At 54.7% G+C, this 16637-nt stretch carries 10 protein-coding genes and 2 pseudogenes; 4 read left to right on the top strand and 8 right to left on the bottom strand.

Features of this window, described 5'->3' with window-relative positions:
• Positions 1-96: 96 nt before the first annotated feature.
• The 4 genes from D3871_RS20295 to D3871_RS20280 all read right to left on the bottom strand — a co-directional run bounded on the left by D3871_RS20295 (position 97) and on the right by D3871_RS20280 (position 6814).
• A complete protein-coding gene (locus tag D3871_RS20295) occupies positions 97-2541 on the bottom strand; it encodes an efflux RND transporter permease subunit (protein WP_119770867.1) in 2445 nt (814 codons plus the stop codon).
• Between the two features lie 17 nt (positions 2542-2558).
• Positions 2559-3575, bottom strand: a complete 1017-nt coding sequence (locus D3871_RS20290) for a WD40/YVTN/BNR-like repeat-containing protein (protein ID WP_199724843.1) — start codon at positions 3573-3575, stop codon at positions 2559-2561.
• A 194-nt stretch (positions 3576-3769) separates the two neighbouring features.
• On the bottom strand, positions 3770-5125 hold the full coding sequence (locus D3871_RS20285; protein WP_119770865.1) for a DUF1329 domain-containing protein: 1356 nt from the start codon (positions 5123-5125) through the stop codon (positions 3770-3772).
• A gap of 12 nt (positions 5126-5137) precedes the next feature.
• On the bottom strand, positions 5138-6814 hold the full coding sequence (locus D3871_RS20280) for a DUF1302 domain-containing protein (protein ID WP_119770864.1): 1677 nt from the start codon (positions 6812-6814) through the stop codon (positions 5138-5140).
• 587 nt (positions 6815-7401) lie between these two features.
• On the opposite strand from D3871_RS20280, the pseudogene D3871_RS31730 reads away from it, so the two are divergent.
• Positions 7402-7527: pseudogene (locus D3871_RS31730) on the top strand (IS701 family transposase); the annotation flags it as partial.
• Positions 7528-7687: 160 nt separating this feature from the next.
• Positions 7688-7867 (top strand): annotated as a pseudogene (locus tag D3871_RS31725) (IS701 family transposase); the annotation flags it as partial.
• A 966-nt stretch (positions 7868-8833) separates the two neighbouring features.
• Here D3871_RS31725 and D3871_RS20275 read toward each other — a convergent pair.
• The 4 genes from D3871_RS20275 to D3871_RS20260 form a co-directional block, all read right to left on the bottom strand.
• Positions 8834-9295: a cache domain-containing protein gene (locus D3871_RS20275; protein ID WP_119770863.1), complete on the bottom strand. Its 462-nt coding sequence runs from the start codon at positions 9293-9295 to the stop codon at positions 8834-8836.
• Positions 9296-9356: 61 nt separating this feature from the next.
• Positions 9357-11336 carry an acetate--CoA ligase gene (gene acs, locus D3871_RS20270; protein ID WP_119770862.1) on the bottom strand — a complete coding sequence of 660 codons (1980 nt, stop codon included), beginning with the start codon at positions 11334-11336 and terminating at the stop codon, positions 9357-9359.
• A gap of 409 nt (positions 11337-11745) precedes the next feature.
• Positions 11746-13353, bottom strand: coding sequence for an MFS transporter (locus D3871_RS20265; protein ID WP_119770861.1), 1608 nt, complete (start codon positions 13351-13353; stop codon positions 11746-11748).
• Positions 13354-13501: 148 nt separating this feature from the next.
• The gene (locus D3871_RS20260) at positions 13502-14404 is read right to left on the bottom strand and encodes a LysR family transcriptional regulator (RefSeq protein WP_119770860.1); all 903 of its coding nucleotides are present in this window, start codon (positions 14402-14404) and stop codon (positions 13502-13504) included.
• A gap of 191 nt (positions 14405-14595) precedes the next feature.
• Here D3871_RS20260 and mdcA point away from each other — a divergent pair, with 191 nt between their 5' ends.
• The gene (gene mdcA, locus D3871_RS20255) at positions 14596-16275 is read left to right on the top strand and encodes a malonate decarboxylase subunit alpha (protein WP_119770859.1); all 1680 of its coding nucleotides are present in this window, start codon (positions 14596-14598) and stop codon (positions 16273-16275) included.
• 14 nt (positions 16276-16289) lie between these two features.
• Entirely contained in the window at positions 16290-16619 is a 330-nt protein-coding gene (mdcC, locus tag D3871_RS20250) for a malonate decarboxylase acyl carrier protein (RefSeq protein ID WP_119770858.1), read from the top strand.
• The last annotated feature ends 18 nt before the right edge of the window (positions 16620-16637 follow it).

Below are 16637 nucleotides of genomic sequence, written 5' to 3'. Positions count from 1 at the left end.
TCTCCCCGTCTTGACCGTTTTTTGCTTTTTGCTTCTTGTTACGGCGCCACCGCCGGCAATGCCGGCGGTGATTGGAATGTGCAGCGTGATGTGTATTCAGGCGCGCTTGGCCTCCTTTGCAAATTGCTCTACGCCTACCGGCTCTTCCTTCGTGCTGGCGTGGCCGACGCGACCCAACAGGAAGTGCGACAAGGCCGGAATCAGCACCAGCGCGCCCACCATGTTCCAGATGAACATGAAGGTCAGCAAAATGCCCATGTCAGCCTGGAACTTGATCGGCGACCAGGCCCAGGTGATCACGCCCGCAGCCAGCGTCACGCCGACCAGCGCCACCACCTTGCCGGTAAAGCGCAATGCATGGCGATATGCATCAGCCAGCGTTGCGCCCGCGCGCTGCTGCTGCAACTGGATCGAGAGCAGGTACAGGGCATAGTCGACGCCGATACCGACACCCAGCGCGATTACCGGCAAGGTCGCGACCTTCACGCCCATGCCCAGCGCCACCATCAAGGCTTCGCACAGGATCGAGGTAATCACCAGCGGCACCACCGCCACCACCACCGCGCGCCAGCTACGGAAGGTGATGAAGCACAGCAGGATCACCGCCGCATACACGTACAGCAGCATCGTGACATTGGCCTGCTTGACCACGATGTTCGTGGCTGCTTCGATGCCGGCGCTGCCTGCGGCCAGCAGGAACTGGCGCTCCGGCGTACTGTGTTCTTTGGCGAACTGGTCCGCTGCCTTCACCACGCGGTCCAGCGTCTCCGCCTTGTGGTCGGCGAGATAGGCGACCACCGGCATGACCGAGCACTCGTTGTTGAACAGGTCCGGGTTGCTGGTGGATGCGGTACGCGCCGCGTAGTTCAGCACATCCTGGTTCGGCGAAATGGCCAGCCACTTGCTGCTGCCCTCGAAAGTGCCGGCAGTGATCTTGCGCACCGCATCGGGCAAGGACACCGTGGTTTGCACACCAGGAACTTGCTGCAGCATCCAGCCCAAACGGTCGGTTTCCATCAGCGTGGCGTATTCCAGGCAGCCTTCCGGTTTCGTCTTGACGATCACCGCGAACTGGTCGTTGGACAAGGAATACTTGCCGGTGATGTAGGCATTGTCGAGGTTGTAGCGCGAGTTCGGGCGCAGTTCCGATGCGCCAGGATCGAGGTCGCCGATCTTCAGGTTCAGGCTGACGACAAAGCCGGCCACCCCAATCAAGAGCGAGACGGCGATGGCACCTATGGCCCAGCGCCGCTCGGTAAAGCGTTCCAGCCATTTCCAGATGCCGCCTTCTTCGCGTTGTTCAGCCTGCAAGGCACGCTCGGCCGCCTTCTTGCTCACGCCGGTATACGACAGCAATACCGGCAGCAGCACGAGATTGGTGAACACGAGCAAGGCCACCCCCAGGCTGGCAGTAATTGCCAGATCCTGAATCACTGGAATATCGATCAACATCAATACGGCAAACCCGACCGCATCGGCCGCCAGGGCAGTCAAACCAGCGAGGAACAAGCGGCGGAACGTGTAACGTGCGGCGACCAGCTTATGCGTGCCGCGGCCGACATCCTGCATGATACCGTTCATCTTTTGCGCGCCGTGCGACACACCAATCGCAAACACCAGGAACGGTACCAGGATCGAGTACGGATCGAGCTCGTAACCGAGTGTCGTCACCAAGCCCAATTGCCACAACACCGCCACCAGCGAACAAAGCAAGACGAGGGTCGTACTGCGCGTGCAGCGCGTCCACCAGAAGATGATGGCAGCGGCGATCACAGCAGCCACACCGAAATAAATCATCATCTGCTGCAAGCCGGCCAAGAGGTCACCCACCACCTTGGCAAAGCCGACGATACGGATCTCGATCTCGGCCCCTTCGGCTTGCGCATACTTGGCGCGGATGTCTTCCAGTCGCTTGGACAGTTCTTGGTAATCGAGCGCAGCACCCGTACGCACGTCCTTGTCCATCAGCGGCACGAAAATCATGCTGGACTTGTAATCGGTACCGACCAGGCTGCCGTAGATCTGCGCGCGGGCGATGTTCTGGCGCAATTGCTCGGTGTGCTTGGGCGAACCGTCGTAGTTGTCCGGCATCACGGGGCCGCCGCTGAAACCCTCTTCGGTTACCTCGTTCCAGCGTACCACTGGCATCCACAGCGATTTGACGTTGGCGCGGTCGACACCCGGCGTCAGGAACAGTTCATCGTTGATCTGCTTCAACGCCTGCAGATACGCAGGGTCGAAAATGTCACCGTTCTTATTCTCGACTACGATGCGCAGCGCATTGCCCAAACCCTTCAGCTCATTGCGGTTCTCGAGGAAGTTCTTGATGTACGGCTGGTTGTGCGGGATCGTCTTTTCGAAGGCCGCATTCAGCGTCAGCTTGGTGGCCTGGAAGCCCAGCACCACTGTGGTCAGCACACAGGCGAGAATCACCAGCAGGCGGTTGTTGAAAATCAGCCGCTCGAAACGGCTGCCGGAGTTGCGGTCGAAATCCTTCAACTCGCGGATGGGCGGCATGTCGTCGATGTTGTTCGTTAGCATTGCATTCTTTCTTTGTTTTACTTCAGCGCTTCGACACGCACGCCGCCGATACCGGCCAACGCGATGGCGCCGTTGCCGGTATCGGCCATTGCAAATGCCGGCGCAGCCGTAATTACCTTGGCCCGGTTGAAGTTGGTACCGTTATCGCTGCTCACCAGCACCTGCCCGGCCTGGCTGGCCAGTACCACCGAGCCGTCGGCACGTACCATGCCGCTGGTGATGCCGGCATTCACCCCGGTATCAACCTTGATCCAGGAAGCACCACCGTCGGTGCTGCGGTAGGCATTGCCGCGCAGTCCATACACCAGCGCCATGTTTTCCGTACCGGTGACACCGAACAGCGTGCCTTGGTATGGCAGTTCCACTGAGGTGAAACGGCGCTGGGCACGGTCGTATTTCAATACCAGCCCTTGTTCGCCGGCGATGAACAGCGTGCCGCCGGCCGGGCGGATTGCATACAGGTGCAAGGCTTTCGGGTTGTCGACACGGTCCAGCCAGGGCGTCCAGCTCTGGCCGCCGTCTTCGGTGCGCACAATCAGGTTGAACGCGCCAATGGCAAAACCGCGCTTGTCGTCTTCGAACCAGACATCGAGAAAGGGTTTATCGGCGCCTTGTGCGGCGAACATCTCGGCATCCTGTTGCAGGCGTTGCGCCTTGGGGTCACCGGCATTGGAAGGCTTGTCATAGTGTTTCACGAGCAGGTCGGCGGCGGCTTTGCCATCGAGCTGCTTGCGCCAGGTGGCGCCGCCATCGGCGGTATGCAGGATCACGCCTTCATGGCCGACCGCCCAGCCTTGCTGCGCACTCGGGAAATACAGAGCTGTCAGGTCGGAACTGACCGGCACCTCGGCCTGTGTCCAGTTCTTGCCGTCATCGGAATACAGAATATGGCCGCGCTGACCTGCTGTAACCAGGCGCTTGCCGGCCAATGCCAATGCCTTGAGCGGCGCGCGCAGCGCCAGAGAACTCTTGGCTGCCGGCAGCGCCAGCGGCGATTGAAAGATGGGTTCCGCTGCAGTTGCACCGGAAATCATTGCAGCCCCAAGCACAAGGGGGGCCCAAAAAGCTTTGTACCGCACGTCTCGCTCCATCCAAATTTACTCGATGCGGGCGATGCATTAGTGGCCAAGGTGAATTCATCATCTCGGCCACCCACCCTCAGGAGCATTTTTTAAATATGTGCGGGTCCGTTTTTCACCAGACACCGCACAAGTGATTGCCAAAGTTTTCAGCGCACGCCCGATCCTGCCATGCTGTCAGGCGTCCAAGCGGAGTCCGGCATGCGTGTGTCCGAAATCTTCACGCCGCCAACACCCGGCCACATGTTGATGTAATAAGTGCCCGCGATCAGATCGTAATGACCGTTGGCGCTCGAAATGGGCGCCGATACTTCATAAGCCGGGGCAATGTAGCCAAATCCCGGACGCCAGAGTTGACCACGTCCGTCATACTGATCGCTGGCAAGGATGTTCCAGCTATCCTCATCGATGTAGAACGTGCGCTTCGAATAAATGTGACGCTTTCCTTCCTTCAGCTTCGCCTCGACTACCCAAACACGGTGCAGTTCCCAGCGAACTATCGACGGGTTGATGAACTTAGCCTGGAATACGTCTTCCGCCTTGTCGTGGTAAGTGAATTTGTACGTGTTGTACGGCACATACATTTCCTTCTTGCCGATCAGCTTGAAGTCATAGCGGTCCATCTTGCCGTTGTACATGCTGACATCGTCATAAGTCGACATGCCGGAGGTACTGGAGTTTGGCGTATCGTAGGCAAGGTCGGGGGCGAGGCGCACGCGACGCTGGCCCGGCAGGTACTGCCACGCACGGCGGCCTTTGTCACCGTAAGCGAACATTTCCTGTGTCATGATCTGTTCGCCCGCACGGCGCGCCGGCCCACTGTAATTGGCGCGAACCCGGGCGAGCAAGGTGGGATCCTCTGTTTTCGAATCGTCGTAGTAGAGGCTTTCATTGATATAGGTGCCTTGCGTCGACAACACCAGCTTGCCCGAGCTGTCGACATTGAAGGCGCTGTACTTCGGGATCGTGAACGAGTTGCCATTAAACCGCGCCATGAAGTTCACCATCACCTCTTGGCCAGACTTTGGAATCGGGAACGGGATGCCAGCACGTGCGCCGCGCGGATCTCCATTCTCGTCCAGTGTCGCCTTGGTCGCGTTCTTTACCGTATTGTCAAGCACGAACTTCGGGTAGGCCGCAGTGCGGTGCGTCTTGTAGACATCGATGCGGTAATCGGCATGCGCCTTCATCAAGGCCTTTGTGCCTTCGGTCAGATTATCCGCATACTGGGCGATGTTTTTCGCATCGATCGAGAACAAAGGCTTTTCATTCGCGAACGGGTCGGGACGCACGTTGCTGCCCTTGACGAAACCAGCCGGCGGCGTAGTCAGGCCGCCGGTGTATTCGGGAATGGTGCCTTCCTTGTTGCCGGCCTTTTCCGCGCCGACCAGTGTCAGCGTGGTACCGAGTTTTTTCGCTTCTTCCGCGGTGACCGCGGCGTGGGCGATGCCGATGGCCGCGGACAACAGGCCCGCGCCGATCAATGCTGTTACGAGTTTTTTCATGTGTGTCTCCTTTTAGAATGCGGTCTTGAATGTCAGATATACCGTGCCGCGATCTTGCAGCCATGTACCGCTGCCGTTCACAGCTGTCATTTGGCCGGTCGCCGGGTTCACTTGGGAACGACCGAAGTAGTCGACATACTTCAGATCAAAGCGGTATTTGCTGTACAGGTCCAGGCCAAGGCCGACCGCGAACGTACCAGCAGCCTTGTTGCCGCCAAATTGCACCGCTGCGGCGTTACCCCACATACCGCGCGAGTAGCTCATCGGCATCGACAAGTCCGCACCCGGGAACACCTGGTACCAGACCGGTGTGAAGTTCAATGCCAGGCCGACGAAGTCCTTGCTGACGCGGTCGATGCCGGTGTAGCCGTTACGGCCCTTGAAAAATGCATGTCCCTGGTTCACCGACAGCCAGCGGTTCCAGGTCATCTCGGCGGCCCAGGAACCGCCTTCCCACAAGGGCGAAGCGGGAAGCGAGCCGAGGGCATTGAGCACGCCATGCATCGTGTCGCCGCGTGCGCCAGGGACATTACCGGGCGTTGGCAAGGCTGCCAGCGAAGTAATGGTGACCGCATCGCTGTTGAGCGGCATGTTCTTGCGGTAGTTCAGATCTGCGCCAAAACTGATGCCGGCGATCTGCTTGGTCAGACTGATGCCGTACATGTCGACGTTGTCGGCGTAGCTCATGAAATACTGGCGCGGCGCGGCGGCCATGACGGAGAGCTGCGGCAGTCTGTCGGAGAACTGGCGCACATAGAAGCCCATCGTGCCGTCCAGCCATTCGGGGCTCCAGCGAGCGGCCAGACCCCAGTCACCGCGGTTCTTCGGCTTGATGTCGTTGCCGCGAGCCGCACGCACGCCAGGTGCGAGATACAGCGATTCGCCGCCGAATTGCAGCGCATCGTTGAAGCCCAGATAAGAGCCACCTTCAGGAATGCGGGTGGCATCCCATTCAAAGAAGTATTGACCGGCAAGCGACAATTCCCGTGTTGCCTGAATCGTGCTGGAGATCTGTGTCTGGGGCAGGAACAATTCTTTGGCTTCGACGCCCGGATTGGCAAAGCCCTTGGCCTGATCCAGCGGTGCCTGTGCATACGTAACGCCGTGGATAGCGCCGCTGCCCAGCAACGCTTCGCCCCAATTCACGGTATGGCGGCCGGCGCGCACCGTAACCGCCGTGTTGCCAACGTCGAAACCGCCAAACACAAAGGCGTCGAGGAATTCACCGGACAAGCCGTTGTAATAGCGATTTGCATACGGAGACAATCCAAAGGCCGGCGTACCGTTGACCAAATGGTTGGAGGTGGCGAGGCTGGTGTTGTCGAAGCCGCCCGAATACGCCTGGTCATACCAGGATGCTGCGGACACGCGGGCGCCGAATTTCTTTTGATAGACAACGTCGAATTCAGTCAGCAAGTCGATACGGTTGGTTACCGTGCTGCCCTTCTTGAAATTACGGTTACCGTCGTCGGCGTTCAGGTTTAGCAGGATGCTGGGATTTTGCTTTTCGACGCGATGGCCGAAGTTGTAACGGATGGTGTTATCGAAGCGCATCTGCACGTCGTCATTGCCGGTATCGATTTCGAATGCGTTCGCGCTGGCGCAGAAGCCCGCGCACAAGGCCGCCGCCGCCGCGGCAAATGCGGTGCGCCGAAAGCCGATGAATCGCGCTTGTTTGGTATTGTTCATCTTGATTCTCCAAAGTCTTAATTTTTCTAATGCTTTTTTGTACCCTGCTGCTCATTTGCATCAGGGCCTCCCAGAGCGCGCTTCAAATCCGCATGTTGCTTTCCTCCATCTTCACTGCCCCTCGTATTGGATTGTTGTTCTTGCTTACTTACTAATCAGCCTCCGCATATCAGTCCTCTATCGCCGAACCGGGTATATCGCCCATCTCGCACAAATCCTTGCCTCTATGGCAAGGAAGGCAAGCGGTTCGTTTTGCTAATGATCGAGCGCAATAACTGATTGATTTCGATAAACTTAAGCTTGCGCAGTGCGTATCCGACTTACCCTTTCCCTTCAACGCGAGGTTAAACGAGGCGAATTTCCGCTCGCCCCCCTCCAAAAAAGGGGGGGGTAAAGATAGGCCGTCAAGAAAAAGCAACGTGTCGAGATTTCATTGACACGCCAGGCCAAGAATGCCTTTAGCGAACTAGGGCCTGTCATCAATTAGTTTGGGAGTGCGAACTCAAACTAGTTAATGACAGGTCGCTAGCGGTAGTTTGTTGAAAGTGGTTGATTGAGGGGCTAGGATGGGAACAGAAGGCACCGCCATGACTGCCCGGCGTCCGTGTACACCGGCACCCGGTCCATTGGAAGACTATGCGGCGTAATTCGACGCCCTGTTTCATTCGCTGGCGCAACGCCACTGCTTGTGCACCTATCCTGCCGATCTGCTAGAGCAAGTTCATCCTGACTTGCCAGGCAAGGCCGAGGCGATTTGTCCGTGGAGCAAGGCGCGGCGACGCGACATGGCAAGGAGGCCTCGGCGGCCCCAAGACAACGCAGTGCCGCGGGCAAAGCGTCCGGCATCGACGGCACAGTCAGGATGAAACTGCTCTAGCCCCGCACGACCGACTCAAGACACTCACCGCGTTAGCGGGGGCGGAGTCGTTGGTGCAGGCGCAGACTGCGCCTGCGTAACAAGTGCAATTCTTTCTCTCTGAATCGACGTGGGATGCTAATGCCATCGTTATGCGGACGTTGCAGTTGCTGGGTGAAGATCCGCTGACGCTCCCAATGCCGGCGTTGTTCGAGTGCCGTGAAATCCAGTTTGGTCCGTTTCGTTCCCATGACTCAACCTCCATGCCCGGACCTAAGCAATCACGATCTTCGACTTCCTGCTATTCATTGCAAACAAGGCAGGTGGACCACTCCTGAAAGCTAGTCCATTAACGCTACGACCGTGTTACGCGAATGTGGCATAGGTTCATAGCGTTTAATGCCTATCGCTTGAGATTTGGGTATGACAGAGGTATGGCGATGTGTAACTGATTTCGGGTTCAGTGCTTCCAATAATCGTTTGCTTGTACGTGCATTTAGATAGTGGAAGTCCTTGTATTGCGTATTTTCGTGCCCCAGGTTCGTTTGGGATCGCATATCACGACGAAGCGCTTCTAAGAGCGCATTCAGCTCGTAACTGCACAGTATATAAACATCATTGGATATCGTTTTGATCATAATATCGACTCTCTAGATAAGGTTGCCCTAATGATTAATGGCACCCACTTAAGCGTTCCGCTGGTTCGTCTGTTGATCCGGACTTCTAACGCGTAGCAGGTGCGGTAATGTCTCCCCACCTTTCTTTTATTCGTCGGTTTGATTATGAAATTCGTTGCTCGATTGTCCAGCCCTGGTCTTACGATCTCGCTTGTGGATAGATCTCGACCCTATATGACGATAGTGAAGGACTGGACATTCATGAATATCCGATGCGCTAACCATGATTAGCATCGGGACAAAAGGAACTTCGCTTCGTGCCTCGAAATCTGGCGGGGAGCCCCAATGCAATCGTGCCAAGCATGCGTTGCTCGCGGCATTTCGCCTCTTTAGAAGTTGGTCGCTCGGATAGGTCGACGTGAGAGTGGGTTGACGGCTCCCCAGAGGTATTGGGCTAACCACATTCGGTTGCATGTCGCCTACGTATGATTCCTTAGTACGCTGCCAATAGACTGGCTGGGAACCGCCAGATCTCTAAAAACGGTACTACTTATACACTCCACATGCGATGAGTAGATTGTCGACTTTTTCTACGTAAGTATGTTTTTTCTCCATTGTTTTAGTGTGCGGGTTAGTGAAGACATATTCGTCACTCCACCCATGGCTGCTGTTTTTCACAGCTTTGTAGAAGCCTTTTGTAATGAACACACCATTACTGTCTTTCATTTCGCTTATGTTTGCGCCAATCATCTTTGGTAACGCTGAATGAGCTAGCACTTGCCCTCCGTCGTCTAAGACCACGAGAAATAGTTCCCGATCTCTGAACTGACCTTTGTCATCGCTAAAAGCCGTCAGTGCCTTGTCTCTACCGTTCTTCTTGTAATATGCGACTGCCTTTTTCACCATCGCGACTGCTTCTTCTTTCGATGCACGCTCGGCTGCACCTGTGCTTGTCAGAAAAAGCGCTGTAGTAAGCAAAATGAGCGATCGAATAATCATTGATTTCATGCTTTTCCTTAACTAATTAATCGTAAAGATGCTGAATTGCTGTTCTTATTAATGGGTATCTTCAGGTGGTTACTACCGTCTTTAGCTGTTGAAGGATGGCTGGGTTTTCCAGCGTGGAGATATCTTGCGTGATCTGCTCGCCCTTGGCCAGTACGCGCAGCAAGCGGCGCATGATCTTGCCGGAACGGGTCTTGGGCAGGTTGTCGCCAAATCGGATTTCCTTGGGCTTGGCGATCGGACCAATTTCCCTGGCCACCCAGTCGCGCAATTCCTTGGCAATCTGCCTGGCTTCCTCGCCGCTCGGCCGTGCCCGCTTCAGCACCACGAAGGCGCAAATCGATTCGCCCGTGGTCTCGTCCGGCTTGCCCACCACCGCCGCTTCCGCCACCAGCGGATTGGCCACCAGCGCCGATTCGATTTCCATCGTGCCCATGCGGTGACCCGACACATTCAAGACATCGTCGATGCGACCGGTGATCGTGAAGTAACCGGTCTTGTCATTGCGCACCGCCCCGTCGCCAGCCAGGTAAATCTTGCCGCCCAGCTCTTCCGGGAAATAACTCTTCTTGAACCGCTCCGGATCGCCCCAGATGGTGCGGATCATCGATGGCCAGGGCCGCTTGACCACCAGGATGCCGCCCTGTCCATTCGGCAAGTCGTTGCCGGTTTCATCGACCACCGCGGCCATGATGCCCGGCAGCGGCATCGTGCATGAACCCGGCACCATCGGTGTGGCACCCGGCAGCGGCGTGATCATGTGGCCGCCGGTCTCGGTTTGCCAGAAGGTATCGACGATCGGGCAGTGTTCATTGCCCACATTGCGGTAGTACCACATCCAGGCTTCCGGATTGATCGGCTCGCCGACCGAGCCCAGCAGGCGCAGGCTGGACAGATCGTATTTCTTTGGATGCACTTCGGCATCGGCGTCGGCGGCCTTGATCAGCGAGCGGATCGCCGTCGGCGCGGTATAGAAAATGGTGGCCTTGTGTTTGGCAATCATGTCCCAGAAACGGCCGGCATTGGGATAGGTCGGCACGCCTTCGAACACGATCTGGGTTGCGCCTACGGCCAGCGGGCCATAGGCGATATAGGTGTGGCCGGTGACCCAGCCGATGTCGGCGGTGCACCAGAAGATGTCAGTGGGCTTGATGTCGAAAGTCCACTTCATGGTCAGCATCGCCCACAGCAGGTAGCCAGCCGAGGAATGCTGGACGCCCTTGGGTTTGCCGGTCGAGCCGGAGGTATAGAGGATGAACAGCGGATGCTCGGCATCGACCCATTCCGGCTCGCAGTCGGCGGGCTGGTCTGCGATGACCTCATGCAGCCAAAGATCGCGATCAGCAATCATTTCGACGTCACCGCCGGTTCGCCGATACACGATCACATTCCGCACGAAATCACAGACGTCTCCATTGATCGCTTCGTCGACAATCGTCTTAAGCGGTAGCCGCTTCCCGCCGCGTACTTGTTCATCGGCGGTGATGACAGCGACCGCACCTGCATCGATTATGCGTTCCTGCAAGGACTTTGCGGAAAAGCCTCCAAAGACGACAGAGTGGGTGGCACCAATACGGGCACAAGCCTGCATCGCGACGATGCCTTCGACCGACATCGGCATGTAGATCACGACGCGATCGCCCTTCTTGATGCCGAGCGACTTGAGCCCATTCGCAAACTGGCAAACGCGCTCGTGCATATCCGAATAGGTGATATTGGTTATCTCACCGTCATCGGCCTCAAAAATCACCGCCGTCTTGTCAGCATTACCATGCTGCAAATTTCGATCCAGGCAATTGTAAGAGACATTCAGACGTCCGTCGTCAAACCATCTATAGAAGGGAGCATCTGACTCGTTTAACGTCTTTGTGAAGGGTTTGTGCCAATGGAGATTTTCATTAGCAAGTTTTGCCCAGAAGCCCTCGTAGTCTTCATCCGCTGCGGTGCACATTGCCGTATATGCTTCCATGCTCGACACTGTTGCTCTCTCTGCCAATGCAACAGGCGGTAAAAATACCCTCATCTCGGACTCATGAATTGTCATAGTTTGATATGTAGTAAATTAAAACAGCAGTAGGTTCGATTCTTCAAACGCTACCTAGTTATGCAAGCTTTGTCGAAGGCCACCTTACGCATAAGAATGCGACAAGGACTGCGACGCGCGACTTCACGGACTCTTGATCGGATTCATTTTTTTAGTCGTTGGAAGAAGGAGACACCGTAGGGTAACTAAGCCATCTCTGGTTTGGTGCTTTTGTACCGTCATTCCTAGGCGCGGAATCAGCTGCGCATTAGTTGAGCTCACATCCCGAATCGAAGAGCCAGCGCGGGCTATGGTAACGCGATGGCTGCTCCTACAGTCCCCCGCTCGCTGGCGAATAGGAATTCGCCGAAACAAGGACAAGGAAACATGGGGCTGCGGCTAATGGACCTCGCCCCATTCACGTTCGTGATTAACGACTAACGTCAAAGTCCTTTGTCTCAGGAAGCCAGAAAAGACCGACGATTAAAGACAATACAGCGATCACAATCGGATAATACAACCCTGCATAAATATCTCCAGTACTCGTAGTGATCAAGGTGGCGAAGTACAGCATGAACCCACCAAAATAACCGGTACCAATGTGATACGGCATAGAGATGCTCGAATAGCGGATACGTGTCGGGAAGAGCTCCACTAACAAGGCAGCAAGCGGGCCGTACCCCATACACACGTACATCACGAGAATGAACAGTAACAGTACAACCATCGGCTTGTTAATCTCGCTATCCAATGCCTTTTCCGGATACTGGGCGGATTTGATAGCTGCTTTGAGACCTGCGACATCAAGACCTTCAACGACTTTATTACCAATTTTTGTCGTTACTCCAGGGCCGCTCTTTGCGACTAGAGTATGCGGCACGGAAGCAGTATTAAGAAACTCCTTGACCTTCTCGCAGTCGGTCTGCGGTCCTGAGAATGCGCGAATGGAGCATTCATTCGATGCAACCGTAACTGGTGAAGTTGCAATTGCTCTTTCCAAAGCCGGATTCCCATAATGGGTAAGTCCTTGGAAAATCGGCACATATGTCACGGCCGCGAGCAGAAAGACAAACATCATAATCTTCTTACGTCCGATTACGTCCGACAGCCAGCCAAAAATCACGAAGAATGGAGTAGCCATGGCCAACGCAATCGAGACCAAGATGTATGCAGTCCCGAATTCCATTTTAAGCGACTTCTGCAGGAAAATGAGGGCATAGAACTGGCCGGTGTACCAGATGATGCCGGAGCCCGCTACCGCACCGAACAATGCGAGCAGGACAACTTTCATATTTTCCCAGTTTCCGAAACTATCTTTGATCGGCGACTTTGTAAGATGGCCGGCAGCTTTCATCTTCATAAAGACGGGCGACTCGTTGAGCTGCGACCGGATATACATGGAGACGCCGAACAATCCCACGGAAATAAGGAACGGAATCCGCCAGCCCCAGGCTTTAAACTGTTCTGGGCCGAGCGCAGTCTGGCACGACAGCACGATAACCAGCGAGAGGAAAAAGCCTACGGTAGCGCAGATCTGAATCCAACCTGTAGCATATCCGCGGCGTCCTGGAGCAGCATGTTCTGCAACATACGTAGCCGCGCCACCATATTCACCACCCAGCGCCAGGCCCTGTAAACATCTCAGGATGACAAGCAAGATCGGAGCGATGATCCCTGCCTGCTCGTAGGTAGGTAACAGGCCCACTCCGGCGGTCGAAACACCCATAAGGGCCATCGTGATCATGAAAGTTGTCTTCCGACCAGCAATGTCACCCATTTTCCCGAACAAGAGTGAGCCGAATGGTCGCAAGACCAAACCAGCTCCATAGGTCGCTAGGCCCGCGAGAAAGGCGCCTGTCTCGCCGAGTTCCTTTGAAAAAAATAGCGGGCCGAGTATTGCCGCGAGCGTGCCAAATACAAAGAAGTCATACCATTCGAATGCAGTACCGAGGGATGATCCGAAGATCACCTTTCGCATCTCCTTAGCTTCATTGTCGATACTGCCGCTTGGTCGGGCGGCCGCGTCAAGATATTCCATTTCTGTCTCCTGTAATCACCTAGAACGAACAATCGTTGCAAGCACATTACAAGATTTCGTGACGCTTAAATACGAGCAATTCTGCAGACCATTGTGCGAAAAAAGAGCATCTGTCGTTGTGCTTTGCGAAAATGCACGCTCACATTGGCTAAGTGGACAGGAATTCCATATCTTTCCTAACGATAGCCATAAGATATTGCACAACCGCCTTGACACGCGGAATATAACGCAAGTCTTGATGGGCACTTAACCAGATTTTACGCTCGACCTTTACGTCTTGTACCGGTAAACGTTCAAGACCGAGTCTTTCCGGTACAGCGAAAGTTGGTAAAAGAACTATCCCAAGTCCGCTACTCGCGGCATGCATCTGGGAAATCATGCTGGTGGAATGAAAAACGAGATTCGGGTTGACGATAACTTCGTCGAGCCACCGGACGGTATCTACCTGGATCAGATCATGTACATATCCGACGAAGTCATGGTCCCTAAGATCCGCCCTCGAAGTAGGAACTCCACGTTTATCGAGGTAACTTCTCGTAGCATAAAGATTGAGGTTAAATTTACCAATCATCTCAGCGTCTAATCCTCTGCCCTCAGGCCGGAAGAAGCTCAAAAAGATGTCAGCTTCGCGGCGGGTGACGTGTAGTTGCTGAGACGAAGTGACTAGTTCGATGCGCAACGCCCCGTACCGCTCTCGAAGTCCCAAGAACCGCTCGGCCAAATATAGCGACGCAATACCTTCCATCGTCCCAACGCGCACTGTCCCGCTCAGCTCGAGTTCCTTTGCACCTACAGCCTCGCCAATGGCTAGGACATTGCTTTCAATACCTTCAACGTAGACAAGCAGGCGCTGACCTAGAGCATTAAGTACGAGCCCGCTTCGATTGCGCTCGAACAGGCTGGACCCGAGCGAGAACTCTAATTGCGTTATACGTCTGCTGGCCGTTGAATGATCAATGTTTAGCCGCTTTGCAGACTTAGATATGTTGCCCGCGCGTGCCACCTCGAGGAAAACGCGGAGATCATCCCAATTTAGATGCTGAAACTGCATAACTCCTCCTGAATACTAGGCGCCTTCGTCCATAGCCCTATGCATTTTTGCACAAATAGGTGCGTTATTTCCGTTTCGCTATTTAGCGCCGAGCTGATAGTGTTAACTGGCCGTTCGCCTCCAAACGTTTGCGGAACCCTCCTGAGTTCTGCAAGAGCAGTTCAACTTCAACCCATTATCGCAAAGAGTTTATGGCTATAAACCTTTTAAATGAGAAATTATCTTGGCGATCTCAGCAGGCCAATCGTATTTCGAGGATGCAACGTGCACAGGAAACGTTGGGTTTAGCGTTGAGTGGAAAAATCCTGCCTGCATTGGAAATTGTTCCCCTTCTTCATTCGGTTCTAGAGCCAGGCGATCGAGTATGCCTTGAAGGCAACAATCAGAAACAGGCTGATTTTCTAGCTGAATCCCTTCGGTCGGTGGACCCGCAGCGAATAAATGGCCTCCACATGATCCAGTCAGTAATCGCACTTCCAGCGCATCTGGACGTATTCGAAAAGGGAATCGCATCAAAGCTCGACTTTTCTTTCTCTGGGCCCCAGGCGAACCGATTAGCAAAGCTAGTATCGTCAGGGAAGCTCAATATAGGTGCTATCCATACCTACCTCGAACTATTTGCGCGTTATTTCGTTGACCTTACGCCACGTGTTGCCCTGGTCGCCGCTCAGTACGCCGATCGCCAGGGCAATCTCTATACAGGGCCAAATACCGAGGACACTCCCGCAATTCTCGAGGCGACTGCGTTCAAAGGCGGGATCGTAATCGTTCAGGTTAACCAGATTGTTGATCAACTTCCGCGGATCGATGTGCCTGCCGACTGGGTTGACTTTGTAGTCGAAGCGCCCCGACCGCATTATATTGAGCCACTCTTCACTCGTGATCCTGCCCAAATTTCGGAGATTCAGATTCTTATGGCCATGATGGCTATTAAAGGAATCTATAAGGAGTATGAAGTCAACCGTCTTAACCACGGTATTGGTTTTGATACGGCGGCAATTGAACTGATCTTACCGACTTATGGCGAGGCGCTAGGACTCCGCGGAAAGATCGCACGTCATTGGGCACTCAATCCGCACCCGACCCTGATCCCGGCGATTGAAGCAGGTTTCGTCGAATCGGTCTACTCGTTCGGATCTGAACTGGGTATGGAAAACTACATTCGTGCCCGCCCGGATATTTTCTTCGTCGGTCCTGATGGATCAATGCGCAGTAACCGTGCTCTATGCCAAGTAGCAGGTCACTATGCGTGCGATATGTTTATCGGGTCAACACTTCAGATCGACCTGATGGGTAATTCATCAACGGCGACGCTTGGAAGAATTTCTGGTTTTGGGGGCGCACCGAACATGGGATCGGATTCCCGTGGACGCAGACATGCCAGTGCCGCTTGGTTGAAAGCAGGGAAACAAGGAAGGCAAGCCTCGGGACAGATTCCCCGCGGCCAGAAATTAGTAGTGCAGATGGTCGAAACGTTCCGCGAGCATATGCATAGCGCCTTTGTTGAAAAACTCGACGCATGGCAACTTGCGGAGCAGGCATCCATGCCCCTTCCGCCGGTAATGATCTACGGTGAGGATGTCACGCACATTCTTACCGAAGAAGGCATCGCCAATCTTCTTCTCTGCCGCAATGTTGAAGAACGTGAACAGGCTATTAGAGGCGTCGCCGGATATACGCCGGTCGGTATGGGGCGTGACAGACGCGTCGTAGAGAATCTACGGGATCGGGGAATCATTCAACGTCCGGCAGATCTCGGTATCGATAAATCGCTAGCCACGAGAGACCTACTTGCCGCCAAAACAATGAAAGATTTAGTGCGTCTTTCCGGTGGGCTCTACGATCCACCTCGTCAATTCCGAAATTGGTAACGTGAGGACCTGAAATGCAAAGGCTTGTTTTTAAACACCTTGATGGAAAGTACTCCAGTGTGCAAAAGCCCGTCATAGCCGGTGTTGTAGCGTCCGGAAACCTGGAGATACTAATTGAACCAAGCCCACACAGTGGTGCGTGTACTTTTGAAGTCAACACGTCTGTGACCGGATTCGATGCAACCTGGAAGGCAGTGGTCGCGGATTTTCATCAGGCATGGCTCTTTACGGATACAAAGGTCTCAATCAATGACATGGGAGCGACCCCTGCAGTTGTCCGCCTTCGGTTAGATCAAGCGGCAGAGCTAGTCGCCACCAGCAAATCTTCCAAACTAGGGGGCTAGCGCTGGCCCATCGTGCCG

Origin of the sequence: Noviherbaspirillum saxi (assembly GCF_003591035.1) — a bacterium.
GTDB lineage: Bacteria > Pseudomonadota > Gammaproteobacteria > Burkholderiales > Burkholderiaceae_D > Noviherbaspirillum > Noviherbaspirillum saxi.
This window is presented reverse-complemented; position numbering and strand designations above follow the sequence as displayed.